Source organism: Pseudomonas sichuanensis, from assembly GCF_024749065.1.
Classification (GTDB): domain Bacteria; phylum Pseudomonadota; class Gammaproteobacteria; order Pseudomonadales; family Pseudomonadaceae; genus Aquipseudomonas; species Aquipseudomonas sichuanensis.
The window spans coordinates 2,769,144-2,785,928 of the sequence record NZ_CP087185.1 but is presented as its reverse complement, the minus strand read 5'-3'; the positions used below and the strand labels follow the sequence as shown (position 1 = coordinate 2,785,928).

15 protein-coding genes are annotated in these 16,785 nt (G+C 64.1%); 8 read left to right on the top strand and 7 right to left on the bottom strand.

The genetic code is table 11. From position 1 onward, the window contains the following. The first annotated feature begins 27 nt into the window (after positions 1-27). Positions 28-843: a 3-methyl-2-oxobutanoate hydroxymethyltransferase gene (gene panB, locus LOY51_RS12685; protein WP_258646430.1), complete on the top strand. Its 816-nt coding sequence runs from the start codon at positions 28-30 to the stop codon at positions 841-843. On the opposite strand, the gene LOY51_RS12680 is transcribed toward panB, so the two are convergent. Continuing rightward, on the bottom strand, positions 831-2,228 hold the full coding sequence (locus LOY51_RS12680) for an aminotransferase-like domain-containing protein (RefSeq protein WP_258646429.1): 1,398 nt from the start codon (positions 2,226-2,228) through the stop codon (positions 831-833). The two genes, panB and LOY51_RS12680, sit on opposite strands and share 13 nt — an antisense overlap. Before the next feature lie 305 nt (positions 2,229-2,533). Continuing rightward, positions 2,534-3,433 carry a helix-turn-helix domain-containing protein gene (locus tag LOY51_RS12675; protein ID WP_125858509.1) on the bottom strand — a complete coding sequence of 300 codons (900 nt, stop codon included), beginning with the start codon at positions 3,431-3,433 and terminating at the stop codon, positions 2,534-2,536. Between the two features lie 163 nt (positions 3,434-3,596). Between LOY51_RS12675 and LOY51_RS12670 the strand changes: the two genes are divergently transcribed. The 3 genes from LOY51_RS12670 (at position 3,597) to LOY51_RS12660 (ending at position 7,506) form a co-directional block, all read left to right on the top strand. Continuing rightward, complete coding sequence (locus LOY51_RS12670; protein WP_125463961.1) at positions 3,597-4,955, top strand: glutamine synthetase family protein; 1,359 nt, start codon at positions 3,597-3,599, stop codon at positions 4,953-4,955. Positions 4,956-5,108: 153 nt separating this feature from the next. Continuing rightward, a complete protein-coding gene (locus LOY51_RS12665; protein ID WP_258646426.1) occupies positions 5,109-6,197 on the top strand; it encodes a polyamine ABC transporter substrate-binding protein in 1,089 nt (362 codons plus the stop codon). Positions 6,198-6,210: 13 nt separating this feature from the next. After that, positions 6,211-7,506 carry an NAD(P)/FAD-dependent oxidoreductase gene (locus tag LOY51_RS12660; RefSeq protein ID WP_258646425.1) on the top strand — a complete coding sequence of 432 codons (1,296 nt, stop codon included), beginning with the start codon at positions 6,211-6,213 and terminating at the stop codon, positions 7,504-7,506. A gap of 10 nt (positions 7,507-7,516) precedes the next feature. On the opposite strand, the gene LOY51_RS12655 is transcribed toward LOY51_RS12660, so the two are convergent. Then, positions 7,517-7,822: a helix-turn-helix domain-containing protein gene (locus LOY51_RS12655; RefSeq protein WP_125858506.1), complete on the bottom strand. Its 306-nt coding sequence runs from the start codon at positions 7,820-7,822 to the stop codon at positions 7,517-7,519. 250 nt (positions 7,823-8,072) lie between these two features. On the opposite strand from LOY51_RS12655, the gene LOY51_RS12650 reads away from it, so the two are divergent. Next, positions 8,073-8,750, top strand: coding sequence for a DUF3313 domain-containing protein (locus LOY51_RS12650; protein WP_125463956.1), 678 nt, complete (start codon positions 8,073-8,075; stop codon positions 8,748-8,750). 76 nt (positions 8,751-8,826) lie between these two features. Here the strand turns inward: LOY51_RS12650 and LOY51_RS12645 are convergent, their stop codons facing one another. Further along, positions 8,827-10,134 (bottom strand): serine/threonine transporter, encoded by a 1,308-nt coding sequence (locus LOY51_RS12645; RefSeq protein ID WP_125858503.1) that lies wholly within the window; start codon positions 10,132-10,134, stop codon positions 8,827-8,829. Positions 10,135-10,369: 235 nt separating this feature from the next. After that, the gene (locus LOY51_RS12640) at positions 10,370-11,746 is read right to left on the bottom strand and encodes an L-serine ammonia-lyase (protein WP_258646424.1); all 1,377 of its coding nucleotides are present in this window, start codon (positions 11,744-11,746) and stop codon (positions 10,370-10,372) included. A gap of 146 nt (positions 11,747-11,892) precedes the next feature. Here LOY51_RS12640 and LOY51_RS12635 point away from each other — a divergent pair, with 146 nt between their 5' ends. The 3 genes from LOY51_RS12635 (at position 11,893) to LOY51_RS12625 (ending at position 14,362) form a co-directional block, all read left to right on the top strand. Then, complete coding sequence (locus LOY51_RS12635) at positions 11,893-12,840, top strand: LysR substrate-binding domain-containing protein (RefSeq protein ID WP_125463953.1); 948 nt, start codon at positions 11,893-11,895, stop codon at positions 12,838-12,840. 150 nt (positions 12,841-12,990) lie between these two features. Continuing rightward, positions 12,991-13,236 carry a hypothetical protein gene (locus tag LOY51_RS12630; protein WP_125858502.1) on the top strand — a complete coding sequence of 82 codons (246 nt, stop codon included), beginning with the start codon at positions 12,991-12,993 and terminating at the stop codon, positions 13,234-13,236. Between the two features lie 370 nt (positions 13,237-13,606). Beyond that, complete coding sequence (locus LOY51_RS12625; protein WP_110992647.1) at positions 13,607-14,362, top strand: hypothetical protein; 756 nt, start codon at positions 13,607-13,609, stop codon at positions 14,360-14,362. Between the two features lie 31 nt (positions 14,363-14,393). On the opposite strand, the gene LOY51_RS12620 is transcribed toward LOY51_RS12625, so the two are convergent. Together LOY51_RS12620 and LOY51_RS12615 are read right to left on the bottom strand one after the other, a co-directional pair. Continuing rightward, positions 14,394-15,176: a hypothetical protein gene (locus LOY51_RS12620; RefSeq protein WP_223277205.1), complete on the bottom strand. Its 783-nt coding sequence runs from the start codon at positions 15,174-15,176 to the stop codon at positions 14,394-14,396. A gap of 179 nt (positions 15,177-15,355) precedes the next feature. Beyond that, positions 15,356-16,774: an undecaprenyl-phosphate glucose phosphotransferase gene (locus LOY51_RS12615; RefSeq protein WP_125463950.1), complete on the bottom strand. Its 1,419-nt coding sequence runs from the start codon at positions 16,772-16,774 to the stop codon at positions 15,356-15,358. Positions 16,775-16,785: the final 11 nt, after the last annotated feature.

The following is a 16,785-nucleotide window of genomic DNA, read 5'->3' as shown; positions in this document are numbered from 1 at the left end:
AAACCTCCCCAGCCCACGGAGGTATCGATGAGCCCCCACACCCCCAACCAACGCCTGACCCCACCCGAGCTGGCCGCCATGAAAGGCCGACAGAAGATCGTCGCCCTAACCGCCTACAGCACCCCCATCGCCCGCCTGATCGACCCGCTGGTGGACTTCATCCTGGTCGGCGACTCGACCGCCATGGTCGCTTATGGCCGACGCTCCACCCTCGCCATGCGCCTGGACGAGACCATCAGCCACACCCGCGCGGTGGTCGACTGCACCGAACACGCCTGCGTGATCGCCGACATGCCCTTTGGCAGCTATCAGGCCTCACCCGAGCAGGCCTTTCACAACTGTGCACAAGTCTTGGCCGAGACCGGCTGCGCCGCCGTGAAGCTGGAAAGCAATCGAGCTCTAGCCCCCACCGTGGCCTTTCTGGTCGAACGTGGTATCCCGGTGATGGCCCATGTCGGGCTGATGCCGCAGTTCGTCAATGTGATGGGCGGCTACAAGGCCCAAGGGATGACCCCGGCCAGCGCCGTGGCCATTGCCGACGATGCGCGAGCCAACCTGGCCGCAGGCGCCTTCAGTCTGTTGCTCGAAGGCGTGGCCGAGCCGTTGGCGCGAAAAATCAGCGAGCAGAGCAGCCAGCCGTGCATCGGCATTGGCGCCTCCCCCGCCTGCGACGGGCAGATCCTGGTCACCGAAGACCTGCTTGGCCTGGGCGGGCCGCGCAAGCCGCGCTTCGTCAAGCAGTACGCCGACCTGGCCGCGGTAATCCGGGTCGCTTGCGCGCGCTACGCCAACGAAGTGCGCCAGGGCGAATTCCCAGAGCTTGCGCACTGCTACGGCAGCTGAGGCGCCTGGCGAACGGCCTGGGCCAGGCGCACCAGCGCGCCTTCGATATCCTGGCGCCAATCGACGGTAACGCTCAGGCGCAGGTGGTCGCGCCAATGGCCGGCCTGGCTGAACAGCGAGCCGGGGGCGATGACAATGCCCTCGGCCAGCAGTTTTTCGCACACCGCGTCCATGTCCACCGGGCGCGTGGCGCGTAGCCAGAATGTGGCTCCGGCCAGGGGCATGGCGCCTTGCAGGCAGTCACCGGCATGTTGCCTGAGCAGCGCGGCCATGCGCCCCGCGCTGGCGGCGAGTTGTCGACCCAGCAACGTCCGCTGTCGGTCGATGCGCGCGCAGCCGTACAGCCCGGCGATGGCCCGCTGGCGATAGGTTGGCAGGCGAAAGCCACGGGCGAAGAACGCTTCGGCCAGGGGCGCCGTCGCGCTGCGGCATAACAGGTAGGCGAATGGGGCCTCGGCGCCGATGCATTTGTCGAAGCTGGCGAACACCAGCAGCCGCTGCGGGTCGGCGTGTTCCCGGTACGCCGGAAGGTCGGCGCACAAGCCTCCGTAGCTGTCATTCTCGAACAGCCATACCCGACGCCGGGCCAGCAAGTCGCACAGGCGTCGTTTGTCGGCTGCCGGCATCGCGTTGCCCTGTGGGGTGTTGACCCGGGATGACAGCACCGCCACGCGCACGGGCGTGGTCTCCAGCATCTGGGCCACGGCATCGAGGTCCATCCGGCCCTCCCCGTCCAGCGGCGCCTCGATGACCTGCAGGCCCGCCGCACGCAGCCGGCCCAGTATCAACCAGGAGCACGGCGACTCCACCAGCGCCACAGAACCTGCCGGGATCAACGCTTGCAGGGCGAGATCGAACACGCTGCGCAGGTCCGGGCCGATGAACACCTGGTCGGCCTGCCACGGCTCGGATGAGGCCTGGCTGTAATCGCGTGCCAGCGCCGCCCGCAGCTGCGGCTCGCCCAGCGGCTGGAACGGCGGCAGTTCAGCCGCTGGTGTGCGGCGCTGCAACTCGCGCTCGAGCAACAGCAGCGGGCCATCGAGGGCTCCCAGCATGGCCGGGGCATCGCTGCTCAAGGCCAGCATCCCCGGCTGCCGGGCGCTGGCGAAGACCCGATCGAGCAGGTTGGCCGTGGCTGGCAGCGGTACCGTGGACGCCTGGACGACGCTGAAATAGCCGACCTTGGGCCGCGCCTGGATGCGGCCCTGGGACTCGAGCAGGGCGAAGCCTTGCTTGCAGCTGGACAGCGACACCTGCAATTGCCGGGCGACCTCGCGCAGCGATGGCAAGCGGTGCGCTTGCCCCGGTGCTCGCGCATCGAGCCAGCGGCTGAGGTAGCGGTGGACTTTCTGGTAGGTGAAGCGTGGGGCTTGTTCGGTATCCATACCTGACCTGGACAAGGGCTGCGGTGGGCACCCTAGCAGTTTTTTACTGTCGTGGAAGATCATCTGGCTGCGGCACAGGACAGTACCCCCTGGGGGAGCGGCGGTTCGCCCGCGAACACGGGCATAGCCCGTGCCGGGCACCGAGGTGTCATCTTCGCGGCTAAAGCCGCTCCCACAGGTACTGTGCAATCCTGGGCAATGCACGGCCCCTGTGGGAGCGGCTTTAGCCGCGAAGCAGACGACACCGTGCATGGCACCGGCTTCGCCGATGTTCGCGGCTAAAGCCGCTCCTACAGCTCCAGGCGCTAGGCGCCGCGCGCGCGCTTTAGCGTTTCGCTCGGCAATTCGCGGAACAACTGCCGATAGCTTTCGGAGAATCGCCCCAGGTGCCAGAACGACCAGCGCATAGCCACCTCGGCCACGGTCGCATCCCCCGCCAGAAGGTCCCGCCGCGCCCCGTTCAAGCGGCGCAGGCGCAACCAGTGCGCCGGCGGCAGGTTGGTAAAACCCTTGAACGCCTGCTGCAACTGACGTACGGAAACACCGGCAACCTTGGCCAACTGCACCAGGTTGAGGGTCTCGTCGGGGCAATCGGCCGCCCATTCACTGACCCGGCGCATGATCGCCCGTTCCTCGTCGCGCCGACCCAGGGCATCGCCTTGCAGACGCTGCCCGGCGTTGTCGAGGATGAACAGGCAGTCCTCCAGCAACTGCTCCGCCAGCGCCCTGCCCTCCAGCGGGCAATCGGCCTGGCCCAGGCGGGTCAGGGTGGCGCTCAGCCAGTTGCCGAACAAGGCATTCTGCTGACAGCTCAGCGGCACCATGAACAGCCCGCGCAAGCGCTCCACATCCAACCCGTGGCTGGCCAGGAACGGCTGCTCGAACACCACCGCCACCTCTTGGTAGTTCTCCGGGGTGATCCAGATGTTGCGGCTGTCTTCATTGAGCAGGTACAGGCTGTTCTCGCTGCGGTCGAAACAGAACGCCAGGGCGCCGCTGGGGGCACGGAAGAACTGTTCGACACGGGTGTTCAGGCGCTCCTCGTAAACCTCCACGCCCTCGAGCCCCAGCCAACGCAGCTGGCCGTTGAAATGCCCGGGGGACATCTGCCGGTACTGCTGCTGCCAGCCGGGGGTGACGCGGGTCTGTTCGGTCACATCGGTGGTGCGGAAATCCTGAACCTGCAAGGCGATTGGCGTTGTCACGCGCTGTCCTAGTTGCACTCTTTTGGTGCATTCATTGACGAAGAAAGTGGATAGATCAGCCCGGGGGGCTGCGCCCAAGATAGTCCTCAGCGTCACCTGTGGGAAGTGCCCTACGCGATGAACGCCATGCTTCCCACCACAACTACCCAACCAAGAGGTTTGTATGAACGCCCCCTTCGATCAGCTATCCACCTGGCTGAAAGAACACCGGATCACCGAAGTCGAATGCGTGATCAGCGACCTGACCGGCATCGCCCGCGGCAAGATCGCCCCCACCGCCAAGTTCCTCCACGAGCGCGGCATGCGCCTGCCCGAGAGCGTGCTGCTGCAGACCGTGACCGGCGACTACGTCGACGATGACATCTACTACAGCCTGCTCGACGCAGCCGACATCGACATGGTCTGCCGCCCCGACCCCACCGCGGTGTACCAGATCCCGTGGGCCATCGAACCCACCGCGATCGTGATTCACGACACCTTCGACAAGCAGGGCAACCCCATCGAGCTGTCGCCGCGCAACGTGCTGAAAAAGGTGCTCAAGCTTTACGCCGACAAGGGCTGGCAACCAATCGTCGCGCCAGAGATGGAGTTCTACCTCACGCAGCGCTGTGAAGACCCGGACCTGCCACTGCAGGTGCCGCTGGGCCGCTCGGGCCGCGCCGAAAGTGGCCGGCAGTCGTTCTCCATCGACGCCGCCAACGAATTCGACCCGCTGTTCGAGGACGTCTACGACTGGTGCGAACTGCAAGGCCTGGACCTGGACACGCTGATCCACGAAGACGGCCCGGCGCAGATGGAGATCAACTTCCGCCATGGCGACGCACTGGACCTGGCCGACCAGATCACCGTGTTCAAACGCACCATGCGCGAGGCGGCGCTCAAGCACAACGTCACCGCCACCTTCATGGCCAAGCCGATCACCGACGAGCCGGGCAGTGCCATGCACCTGCACCAGAGCGTGGTCGACATCGCCACCGGCAAGCCGATCTTCGCCAACGAAGACGGCAGCATGAGCGAGCTGTTCCTGCACCATATCGGCGGCCTGCAGAAATACATCCCCAAGCTGCTGCCGATGTTCGCGCCCAACGTCAACTCGTTCCGCCGCTTCCTGCCCGACACTTCGGCGCCGGTGAACGTCGAGTGGGGCGAAGAGAACCGCACCGCCGGGCTGCGCGTACCGACCTCCAGCCCCGAGGCGATGCGCGTGGAAAACCGCCTGCCGGGTGCCGATGCCAACCCGTACCTGGCCATCGCCGCGAGCCTGCTGTGCGGCTATATCGGCATGGTCGAGAAGCTCGAGCCGAGTGCGCCGGTGCAGGGCCGCGCTTACGAAAGGCGCAACCTGCGCCTGCCGATCACCATCGAGGACGCGTTGCAGCACATGGAAGATTGTGAAGTGGTGCAGCAGTACCTGGGCCAGCAGTTCGTCCAGGGCTACGTGGCGGTCAAGCGCGCCGAGCACGAAAACTTCAAGCGGGTGATCAGTTCGTGGGAGCGTGAGTTCCTGTTGCTGAGCGTGTAATCCGCCCCGGGGGGCGCTGCGCGCCCCTTTTCGCTGGCAAGCCAGCTCCCACAGTGATTGCGTTTCCATTGTGGGAGCCGGCTTGCCGGCGATGGGCTGCGCAGCAGCCCCTACACCACCGAATTCGAAGAACAAGACCAACGAGGTGTCGACATGCGTCATCCGCAAGCCCTGATCCCCGCAACCTTTGCCCTGCTGTTCGGCGCTGCCGTCCAGGCCCAGCCGACGGTGAGCGTGTACAACTGGACCGATTACATCGGTGATACCACCCTGGCGGACTTTCAGGCCAGCAGCGGGATCAAGGTGGTCTATGACGTGTTCGACTCCAACGAAACCCTGGAAGGCAAGCTGCTGGCCGGACGCACCGGCTACGACGTGGTCGTGCCGTCCAACCATTTCCTCGCCCGCCAGGCCCAGGCCGGCGCGTTCCTGCCGCTGGACCGCAGCAAGCTGACAAACTGGCAGCACCTGGACCCGAAACTGCTCAAGCAGCTTGAGCAGAACGACCCGGGCAACCAGTACGCCGTGCCTTACCTGTGGGGCACCAACGGCATCGGCTACAACGTCGATAAAGTGAAGGCGGTGCTGGGCATCGACAGGATCGACTCCTGGGCCGTGCTGTTCGAGCCAGAGAATCTGAAGAAGCTCAAGCAATGCGGCGTGGCGTTCATGGATTCGCCCGACGAACTGTTCCCGGCCATCCTCAACTACATGGGCATGAACCCGCGCAGCGAGAAGGCCGACGACTATAAAAAGGCCGAGGCACGGCTGCTGGAGCTGCGCCCCTATATCACCTACTTCCACTCCTCCAAGTACGTATCCGACCTGGCCAACGGTGATGTCTGCGTGGCCTTCGGTTACTCCGGCGATGTGTTCCAGGCCGCCCACCGTGCCGAGGAGGCCGGCAACGGCGTCAAGGTCGCCTACAGCATCCCCAAGGAAGGCAGCAACCTGTGGTTCGACCTGCTGGCCATCCCCAAGGATGCCAAGAACCCCGAGCAAGCCCTGGCGTTCATCAACTACCTGCTCGACCCCAAGGTGATCGCCAAGGTCAGCGCCACGGTCGGCTATGCCAACGCCAACCCGGATGCCAAGGCCGACATGGACCCGGCGCTGGTGAACAACCCCGAGATCTACCCGCCTCAGGAGGTGTTGGACAAACTGTATGTCTCCACCATGCCGAGCCCGCCGATCCTGCGGCAGATGACCCGCTCCTGGAGCAAGATCAAGTCCAACCGATGAGTCGAGCACGCCCATGCCTCACATGACTGAACACACCGCTTCCTACTACGCCGCCACGGCGCGCAAGGCAGCCCCCTACCCTGTGCTCGACCAGGACCTGCAAGCCGACGTGTGCGTGGTCGGCGGCGGCCTGACCGGGGTCAACGCCGCCCTGGAGCTGGCCGAACGCGGCCTCACGGTGATCCTGCTGGAGGCCCGGCGCATCGGCTGGGGCGCCAGCGGGCGCAACGGCGGCCAGCTGATCCGCGGCATCGGCCATGACGTTTCGGGCTTTGCCCGGCACGTCGGCCAGGACGGCGTGCGCTACCTCAAGCAGGCCGGCATCGACTCGGTGGCGCTGGTGGCCCGGCGCATCGAGCAGTACGGCATCGACTGCGACCTGCGCTGGGGCTTCTGCGAGCTGGCCAACACCCCGGCGCAGTTTGCCGCCTTCGAAGACGAGCAGTGCGAACTTGCCGACCTCGGCTACCGCCACCAAACCCGGCTGGTTGGCGCCGACCGTATGCATGAGATCGTCGCCAGCGACCAGTATGCCGGTGGCCTGGTGGACATGGGCTCGGGCCACCTGCACCCGCTCGACCTGGTCCAGGGCGAAGCCCGCGCCGCCCATGGCCTGGGCGTGAAGATCTTCGAGCAGAGCCCGGTGCTGCGCATCGAACATGGCAGCACCGTGACCCTACACACCGCGCGCGGCAAGGTCCGCGCCCAGAGCCTGGTGCTGGGCTGCAACGCTCACCTCGACGAACTGGAACCGCGCCTGAGCGGCAAAGTGTTGCCTGCCGGCAGCTATGTAGTAGCCAGCGAACCGCTGCCCGAGCACGTTGCCCGGGCGCTGATCCCGCAGAACATGGCGCTGTGCGACCAGAAAGTCGGCCTGGACTATTACCGCCTCACTGCCGACAATCGGCTGCTGTTCGGCGGCGCATGCCACTACTCCGGGCGTGACCCGAAGGACATCGGCGCCTACATGCGGCCCAAGGTGCTCAAGGTGTTCCCGCAGTTGGCCGATGTGCGCCTGGACTACCAATGGGGCGGCATGATCGGCATCACCGCCAACCGCTTCCCGCAGGTCGGCAGGCTCAGCCAGCACCCCAATGTGTTCTATGCCCAGGGCTATTCCGGGCACGGCCTGAACACTACGCACTGGACCGCGAAACTGCTGGCCGAGGCCATCGCCACCCAGGCCAGTTACGGATTCGACGTATTCAGTTCGGTGCCCCACCTGACCTTCCCCGGCGGCAAGGCATTGCGCTCGCCGCTGCTGGCACTGGGGATGTTGTGGTACCGACTGCGCGAGGCGTTAGGCTGACGGGTTTTGCTCAAAGGATGGCTTGCAGGCCTTTGTCAGCGATGACATTGAGCAGTTTCAACGCAGGCCCCGCCGGACGTGTTTCGCCCTGCTCCCACTTGCGCACCGTGGAGGCGCTGGTATGCAGGTGCAGGGCGAACACCGGCTGGCTGAAATTGAGGGCTTCACGCAATTGCTTGATGTCTTGAGCGGTGAATGCCCGCACGGGCGCCGGGCAAATTGCTTCGAAATCCCGCAGCGTGACTTTGCCGACCGCGCCCGCCCGCTCCAGGGCACACAGGTCATCACGCAATGATTCAATGAGTTTGCTGGTCACAGTGGACCTCCATCAGTACACCGCAGCCCAAGCTGCCAACGAGCGAACGCCCTTCTTTTATAGACATCCATATCCAACGCTCCAAACCATACCCGTAAAGGGCATACTTTTCCAGCTTCCGTATTCAATGAAAGTCGGCTGCTTCGGGCATGGATGTCCGAAACGGCTATCAGAATCGAGCGGGATGCTGGCCTTCCGCCAAGCACCTGCTAGCGTTGTTCTGGCCAATTCACTCATGGACACCGCCATCATGATGCAACTGTCTCGCAGCACCCTGTTGTGCGCAGCCCTGCTTGCCCTGGTTGCCTGCTCCAGCAACCGCGTCGACCCCAAGGATTACTCTGGCTTTCTCAAGGACTACAGCCGCCTGAAGCCGGCTGAAAGTGTCTCTGGCGCGCCGGTGATGCGCTGGGTCGACCCGAACCTGAAAGCCAGCCAGTACACCAAGGTGTTCATCGAGCCGAGCCAGTTCTACCCCAAACCACAACCGACCAACGTGATCTCGGCGCAGACCCTGCAGGAGATCACCCGCTACTTCAACGAAGCCATGCGCCGCGAGCTGGGCAGTGTGCTGACGCTGGTCAAGGAGCCTGGGCCTAACACCATCGTGGTGCGCCCGGCGATCACCGCCGTGGCCACCAGCAACGAAGGCCTCAAGCCCTACGAAGTCATCCCCATCGCCCTGGTGGCAGCAGCGGTCAACACCGCCGCCGGTGGGCGTGACCAGGATGTGGACATCGCGGTAGAGGCGGCCTTCCTCGATGGCGCCAGCCAGAAAGTGCTGGCCCAGGTGGTGCGCAAAGGCAGTGGCAAGGAGCTGGAAAACGACACGCAGAAACTCACCCTGGCCGACGTCAAGCCGGTACTCGATGGCTGGGCCAGCGACATGCGCCGTAGTTTCGTGGCGCTGCAGCACAAGACCAAGTAGCCCGCTGCCGTCGCCAGATGCGACAAGGCCGCTGCCCGGCAGGAACAGCGGCCTTGTTGCATCTGGCGACGGAAGATCAGGCGACGAAGCTGTAGACGATCGCCGACAGCGTGATCAAGCCAATCAACACGACGAACACATTCGACAGTTTGCCCGAGTACTGACGCAGCGCCGGCACCTTGTGCACCGCATACATCGGCATCAGGAACAGCAGGCAGGCGATCACCGGGCCACCCAGGCCTTCGATCAGGCCAAGGATGCTCGGGTTGAGTGTGGCCACCGCCCAGCAGGTCACCACCATGAACAGCGCCGTGGCACGTTCCAGGCGTTTGGCCGGCCAGGTTTTGCCACGCCCGCGCAGACTCTTGACGATCATGCCCTGGAAGCCTTCGCTGGCGCCGATGTAGTGGCCCAGGAACGATTTGGTGATCGCCACCAGCGCGATCAGCGGCGCAACGAAGGCGATCACCGGGGTCTGGAAGTGGTTGGCCAGGTACGACAGGATCGAGATGTTCTGCGCCTTGGCCTCAGCCAGGTTCTCAGGGCTCAGGGCCAGCACGCAGCTGAAGCAGAAGAACATCACCGTCAGCACCATCATCACGTGGGCAGTGGCCAGGGTGCGGCCGCTCTTGCGGTCGGCGTCAACGCCGTAGCGATGTTTCTGGTCGACGGCAAAGGCCGAGATGATCGGTGAGTGGTTGAACGAGAACACCATCACCGGGATCGCCAACCACAGGGTGAGCATCAGGTTCGAGGCGCTGAGGCCCTCATTGGCCTGGGCGAAGAACGCACCGTTCCAGTTGGGGATCAGGCTCAGCGCCAGCAACAGCAGCGAAGCGACGAAGGGGTAGACCAGCAGGCTCATGGCCTTGACGATGAGCTGCTGGCCGCAGCGCACGATGATCATCAGGCCGCAAATCAGCAGCAGCGCCAGCAGTGCACGGGGCGGCGCGTTCAGGTGCAGCTGGTGTTCGAAGAAGCTGGTGAGGGTGTTGGTCAGCGCCACGCTGTACACCAGCAGGATCGGAAAGATGGCGAAGAAATACAGCAGGGTGATCAGCTTGCCGGCGCCAACGCCGAAGTGCTCTTCCACCACCTCGGTGATGTCTTCGCTGCCGCCCTTGCGCCCGGACAGCACGAAGCGGGTCAGCGCGCGGTGGGCGAAGAAGGTCATGGGAAACGCCAGCAGCGCCAGGATCAGCAGCGGCCAGAAGCCGCCGACGCCAGCGTTGATCGGCAGGAACAGGGTGCCGGCACCAATAGCGGTGCCATACAGGCCCAGGGCCCAGGTGGTGTCGTGGCGGTTCCAGGTGGTCGAGCCCGAGGCCGTAGCCGGGGCAGCCGAATCCGCACGAAGGGTCGTGGTGCTTTGTACATCAGTCATGGGTATCGCCTTGTAGTTGTTTTTGTCGCAGGTACAGCGGGTGTTGCAGGGTGGGGCCGGCTTGCCGGCCTCATGTGTTGCATAGCTTCTGTAGGAGCGGCCTTGTGCCGCGCGGGGTGGCACGGGCTTCGCCCGTGTTCGCGGGGCAAGCCCGCTCCCACAGGGATCGCGCTGGCTTTAGCAGTTGAGCGAGACAGTTGCTCCTACAGTGGTCAAGTGCATGCCTGGCGTGCTGTCAGCACTCGACGAACGCCACGGCCAGGCCGCCGCGTGAGGTTTCCTTGTAGTTGGCGTGCATGTCGGCACCGGTATCGCGCATGGTGCGGATCACCTGGTCTAGGGAAATGAAATGCTCACCATCGCCACGCAAGGCCATCTGCACGGCATTGATCGCCTTGACCGCCGCAATGGCGTTGCGCTCGATGCACGGTACCTGGACCAGCCCACCGACCGGGTCGCAGGTCAGCCCGAGGTTATGTTCCAGGGCAATCTCGGCGGCGTTTTCCAGCTGCGACGGCGTGGCGCCCAACACCTCGGCCAAGCCGGCGGCAGCCATCGAGCAGGCCGAACCGACCTCGCCCTGGCAGCCCACTTCGGCGCCGGAAATCGAGGCGTTCTTCTTGCACAGGATGCCCACCGCGGCCGCCGCCAGCAGGAAAGTCACCACGTCGTCGTCGCAGGCGCCGGGGTTGAATTTCATGTAGTAGTGCAGAACCGCCGGGATGATCCCCGCCGCACCGTTGGTGGGCGCGGTGACCATGCGTCCGCCAGCGGCGTTCTCTTCGTTGACCGCCAGGGCGAACAGGTTGACCCACTCCATGGCGCTGAGGGTCGAACCGATCACGTTGGGCTTGCCCAGCTCCTGCAGGCTGCGGTGCAGGCGCGCGGCGCGACGTTTGACCTTGAGCCCGCCGGGCAGGATGCCTTCATTGCGCAGGCCGTTGACCACGCACTCGCGCATGGCGGCCCAGATGTTCAGCAGGCCTTCGCGTATCTCGCTTTCCGAGCGCCAAGCGCGCTCGTTGGCCAGCATCAGCTGGCTGACACTCAGCCCATGTTGCTTGCACAGCGCCAGCAGCTCTTCTGCGCTGGAGAACTCATAAGGCAGCTCGACCTCGGCGCCGCCAACCTGGGGTGCGTCGATTTCGCTTTGCTCGACGATGAATCCGCCACCCACCGAATAGTAGGTCTGGCTGAACAGGCTGCCCTGGGCGCCGAAGCTTTCCAAGGTCATGGCGTTGGGGTGATAGGCCAGGCTCTCGTCGAGCAGGCGCATGTCACGGCTGTACTGGAACTCGATCGGATGGCTGGCATCGAGCATCAGGCACTGCTCCTGCATCAACTGGTCGATGCGTGGCTCGATGCTGTGCGGGTCGATGCGATCCGGCCATTGGCCCATCAGGCCCAACAGGCAGGCACGGTCGGTGGCATGGCCAACCCCGGTGGCCGACAGCGAGCCGTACAGACGGACCTCGACCCGGCTCACCTGGGCCAGCAGGCCGCGCTCGCGCAGGGCCAGGGCGAAGGTTGCCGCGGCGCGCATGGGGCCGACGGTGTGGGAGCTCGATGGGCCGATGCCAATCTTGAAAAGGTCGAAAACACTGATAGCCATGCTAATGCCTGACCGTGGCAGCCGTACAACGCACACCACGGATCTCTGGAAAAATTGAACGGTATTACAAAGTTGGGCGATACTGACGCGCCCAGGTCGGCATGACCAACGAAACTTCCTACACAAGCCTTTAGCAGGACTAAACAATGAAAGGTCCACTCAACGGCCAGGTGTACGTCTGGCTGCATGTGTTTGCCTGCGCGGCGCGGCACCTGTCATTCACCCGCTGTGCAGAAGAGCTGCACATCACCCCCGGCGCCGTCAGCCAGCAGATGCGCCAACTGGAAGAGCGCCTGGGCTATCGCCTGTTCCTGCGGCGCGCCCGCGGCGTCGAGCTGTCGGCCGAGGGGCAGCGCCTGGCGCAGACCGTGGCCGAGGCCTATGGCAGCATCGAGGCCGAGCTGCTGCGCCTGGATGCCGGCGAGATCCGTGGCACCTTGCGCCTGCGCTCGATCCCGTCGTTCCTGGCCAAATGGCTCACGCCGCGCCTGCCGCGCTTCCAACAGCGCTACCCCGACATCGAGCTGCGCCTGGTGGCCGAGGACAGCAACCAGGCCCTGCACCCGGATGACTTCGACCTGGCCATCGACCTCAACGACGGCAGCTACCCGGGCATGCTGTCCACCCCGTTGCTGGACGAACAGATCTTCCCGGTCTGCTCCCCTGCACTGCTGCGCGGCCGCCCGCCGCTGCACGGGCCGACGGACCTTGTGCACTATCCGCTGCTGCACGACATCACCGCCTGGCGCGGCAGCTCGGAATATGCCGAATGGGAGTTTTACCTGGACGGTATCGGCGCCGGCGGGCTGGACGTGCGTCGTGGTCACACCTTCAACCGCAACCACCTGACCATCGAGGCGGCGATTGCCGGTGTCGGCGTGGCCATCGCCCGGCGCACCCTGCTCAACGATGAGCTTGAGCGCGGTGCGCTGATCGTGCCGTTCGGCGTACCGATCGCCAACCACAAGCGCTACGTGCTGCACTACCCGCCCGGCGGGCTGACCCAGCCCGGCGCCCGGGCAGTGCATGACTGGCTGGTGGAAGAGGCGCAGGGATTCAGGGCGTTGCACCCGTTGTCACTGCCTGGTGCGTAAGGCCACCCGGGGTATCCACCACGGAGTTACGCCCTGTTACTTCGACGCCTGCCTTGTAACTTAAGCCCCTGCCCACCACGCGCCTACAGTGTGCCCCTCGGCCGGCGCGCCGCGCCGTGCCGAGGTTCAAACCACACAGGAGGTGTAACCATGCATTTCGTAACCGTAGAGAAAAACCAGGCCAGCGCGCCATCCGCGGAAGACCTCAAGAAAGCGATGATCCTGAGCAATGGCACGCCGGGCGAAGTCACAGGCAACAACAGCGCACGCACATTGACGTTCACCGGCGAGATCAGCCACACGACCTACGAAAACAAGCTCATCGAAGTGGCCAAGGGCAAGCGCACCAGTTGGAACTTCACCTGGGCCGACGCCAACGTGAAGAGCACTGCCTGAGCCTTGCTTGCGCATCTGCTCTTGGCTCTGTGCGAAAAGTTTGTGGGAGCGGGCTTGACCCGCGATGGAGTGCGAAGCGCTCCTTTACCCGATATCAAATGGTGTCAGAGATGCCGTAGGCTGCCGCGTTGCGGCAGATCGCGGGGCAAGCCCGCTCCCACAACGCAGGATGACCATACTTTTCGTACATAACCTAGCAACAAGGGCCGCATCGCGGCCCTTGTTCATTTGAGTGGGCGGCATGACCGCCGCTGCCTTGTAACACCGTGATACTTCGCCGGCCCTCCTGCCCCGCCTAGAGTGGCCTGGTCGACACGCCGGCACAGGCCGGAATTCGGCAATCATCACTCAACAAGGACAGAGGGACATCATGAGCAATTCGAATGCCGCAAGCAAACAACAGCTCGCCGTCGCCCAGCAGCGCCAGGAACAGGTGCAACAAGCGGTCAAGGCCCTGCTTGGCCGAACCCAGCCCCTGGAGCAGAGCCACTACGCCAATCTGTTCCGCACCATCACCGATGCCGTTACCAAATCGGTGAACATCCAGATTGCCGCCGATGACCTGCGTACGCTCAAGGACGGGAAGTACAAGCTGTGCTTCGCCAAGAAGGTCGGAGACGCTGCGTACAACGTGGTCTGGCAGTCCTACGACAAGTACCTGATGAACAACACTTTCAGCTGGACGCCCCAGTACCAGCTGTTTGGCACCAACACCTTCCAGGACAATGTCACGGTGACCACGGCCACCAATATCGTCACCATCGGCCTCGGGCAACAATCGATCCTCGACGATGCAGGCATACTCGGGGCGCCTTCCACCGGTGGACCGGAAACGGCGGTCACCTTGATCAACAAGTACGGCTCGATCCATCCGGGCGTCAACCAGCTGTCCACCGGCATCGACGGCAAGCAGGTGAGCACACCGATCTACGTGGCCACCAGTGCGGTCGTACAGGGCAGCACCAGCCTCACGCCGAAGGAAAGCATCCTGGTGTGGTTCCAACAGGACGTGCAGACCAGCACCATGTTCAGCAGCTCACGCTCCAATGCCCAGGAGATCGACCTGACCTTCGCCAACAGCGCCACCTACATGTACTCCGACCAGAAGTGGATCATCCCTTCCTGAGCCTTGGCCGCCGGGGTTCGCCCCGGCGGTATCACCCTGCGTGCCGGACGAACTGACCGATCACGCAGTGGCAGATGGCCTCGGCCAGCTCCTGCTCGGTTGCGATAAGCAATGGTCCGCCTCGGTCGAAACGGGCCGACCAGAGCAGGCTGCCCGCCCCCACGTCGAGCAGACGCACCGCCACCCGCACACGGTTGGCTTCGGCCCGCACACTGCCCTCAAGCAGGTAAGCATGCTCATGGGTGAGTTCGCCTGGCGTCGGAGCCCCCCGTGGTAAGCGCACGCGCACCGAGGCACGCTCGAAACCATGGAACAGCAAGTCGCACAACTCCTCGCCCAACCCCCGCGCGAACGCCCCACCCAGGCTGGTCAGGCAACTGAACGGCCGCACGCACAGTACCGCCGGCCGACCATCGGCCAACGGCGCGCCCCACCGTTCGCAGCACAGCCGATAACCTCCGGCAGGCACGCTCAGGCGCAACGGCTCATGAGCCCCATGCGTGGCGTAATAGTCCGCAAGCTTGCGCCGCAGGCGACCGATCTGCACCCGTACCACCGGGTCGTCGCCCGTGCAGTACACCGCAGGATCCCGGCGAAACACCGCGATGCCGATATCGTATTCGCTGGGGATGCCCTCGCCGCCCTGCTGGCTGCGCTGGGCGAGGTAACTGAGCAGGCTGCCCAGGCGCCGCGACTTGACGAACAGCGGGCTTGCCAGCAACCCTTCGACCGCTCCCTGGAGTTCATTGCCACTTTTCGACGGCTCACGGGCCATTGCTGGCACGCGAACCTTGCTCGTTCGCTTGATGACCATCGACCTGCGTCTCCTTGCAGGACACCGCCGGTCCGCGCTGCGGACCGACAGTGACTGGGTCTTTCATCCTTGAAGGGGCGACCAGGCCGATGCAGGCAGGTCGCCATCACCGGGCAAGTGTAGTGCTGCATGCCGGGATGTGTGACCGGCCGTCGGCCCGCCGGTCAGCTCGACACTTCTCAGTAGGCGTGTTTGCCGGTGAAGGCATTGAGCGTGCGCACCAGAATCACGAAGTCGAGCCACAGCGACCAGTTGTTGATGTATTCGATATCGGAATTGACGCGCTGGACCATCTGCGCGATGTCCTTGGTTTCGCCCCTGAAGCCACGTACCTGGGCCAGGCCAGTCATGCCGGGCTTGATGTTGTGGCGGGCAAAGTAGTCGACGATGTCCTGGGAGTACTGGGTGTCGTGCTGCAGCGCATGGGGGCGCGGGCCCACCAGCGACATCTCCCCGGTCAGCACGTTGAACAGCTGGGGCAGCTCATCCAGGCTGGTACGGCGGATGAAGGCGCCCACCCGGGTCAACCGCGGGTCGTTCTTCTGGGCCTGCTGGAGCACACCGGCTTCAGGCTGGTGCACATGCATGCTCCTGAACTTCCAGATACGGAACGATTCGCCGGTCCAGCCCATACGCTCCTGGCGGAAGAACACAGGCCCAGGGCTATCGAGCTTGATGACCAGGGCGACAACCAGCAGTACCGGCGAAATGCACAGCAGGATCAGCGCCGCCAGCACCCGGTCCTCGACATTCTTGAGGAACAGGCTCATGCCGGTCAAAGGTGTCTCGGACAAGGTCAATACCGGAATCCCGGCGATTTCGCGAACGCTGTGGTTGATCAGGCGCAGCGAAAAGATATCCGGCACCCAGTTCACGGCGATGCATTTTTCCAGCAGCTTCAAGTAGATATCGTTGATCACTTCGGAACCGCCGAGCGGCGTTACCAGGTACACCGTACGTATGGCGTGCTGCGCGACGATCTCATCGAGCGCGGATATATGCCCAAGCACGGGCGGCCCCTGCTGCCCCTCGGCCCGCGGCACTGCATCGGCTTCGTCGAACAACACACAACCCACCACCCGCTCGCCGAACCAGGGGTTGTTGCTGATCTTGCGATAAAGGAAATCGGCCAGTTCACCGTTGCCGATGATCAGCGCGTTTTCCATGCGGTACGCATGGGCCATGAAGCGCTTCTGCACTTCGCGCACGGCAATGTGCAGGAACAGCTGGACGAAATAGCCGATGACGAACAGCTCCCCGACCAGCAGCCGCGAATAGGATTCGCTCTGTTTGGTCAGGAACGCCATCACCACCAGGAAGCAGAACGTCGCCGACCAGGCCTTGAACAGCCTGAATGCCTTGACCGTCAAGCCGACGTTGGTGCGGTAGATGGCGTAGTGGTCGTAGATGACCGCCAACGCGCCGATCAGCAACAGCAGCATGATCACGTAGTCGGAGGTGATGTAGCCAAACTGTTCGTAGATCAGGTACCAGGCGACACCGGTCACCGCAATACCGTCAAGGCCCGCCTGCACCGCGTTGCTGACGTTGCTTCTGCGCTGGAGTACGGGACGACTGCTTCTGGGTTCCAAAACCATTGTCAGGCCTC

Bases quoted from the DNA above. Each gene is read 5' to 3' on its own strand.
- LOY51_RS12670 (WP_125463961.1), top strand. From the start codon at position 3,597: ATGAACGCCCCCTTCGATCAGCTATCCACCTGGCTGAAAGAACACCGG.
- LOY51_RS12635 (WP_125463953.1), top strand. From the start codon at position 11,893: ATGAAAGGTCCACTCAACGGCCAGGTGTACGTCTGGCTGCATGTGTTT.
- LOY51_RS12645 (WP_125858503.1), bottom strand. From the start codon at position 10,134: ATGACTGATGTACAAAGCACCACGACCCTTCGTGCGGATTCGGCTGCC.
- LOY51_RS12660 (WP_258646425.1), top strand. From the start codon at position 6,211: ATGCCTCACATGACTGAACACACCGCTTCCTACTACGCCGCCACGGCG.
- LOY51_RS12620 (WP_223277205.1), bottom strand. From the start codon at position 15,176: ATGGTCATCAAGCGAACGAGCAAGGTTCGCGTGCCAGCAATGGCCCGT.
- LOY51_RS12630 (WP_125858502.1), top strand. From the start codon at position 12,991: ATGCATTTCGTAACCGTAGAGAAAAACCAGGCCAGCGCGCCATCCGCG.
- LOY51_RS12640 (WP_258646424.1), bottom strand. From the start codon at position 11,746: ATGGCTATCAGTGTTTTCGACCTTTTCAAGATTGGCATCGGCCCATCG.
- LOY51_RS12650 (WP_125463956.1), top strand. From the start codon at position 8,073: ATGATGCAACTGTCTCGCAGCACCCTGTTGTGCGCAGCCCTGCTTGCC.
- LOY51_RS12665 (WP_258646426.1), top strand. From the start codon at position 5,109: ATGCGTCATCCGCAAGCCCTGATCCCCGCAACCTTTGCCCTGCTGTTC.
- LOY51_RS12625 (WP_110992647.1), top strand. From the start codon at position 13,607: ATGAGCAATTCGAATGCCGCAAGCAAACAACAGCTCGCCGTCGCCCAG.
- LOY51_RS12680 (WP_258646429.1), bottom strand. From the start codon at position 2,228: ATGGATACCGAACAAGCCCCACGCTTCACCTACCAGAAAGTCCACCGC.
- panB (WP_258646430.1), top strand. From the start codon at position 28: ATGAGCCCCCACACCCCCAACCAACGCCTGACCCCACCCGAGCTGGCC.
- LOY51_RS12615 (WP_125463950.1), bottom strand. From the start codon at position 16,774: ATGGTTTTGGAACCCAGAAGCAGTCGTCCCGTACTCCAGCGCAGAAGC.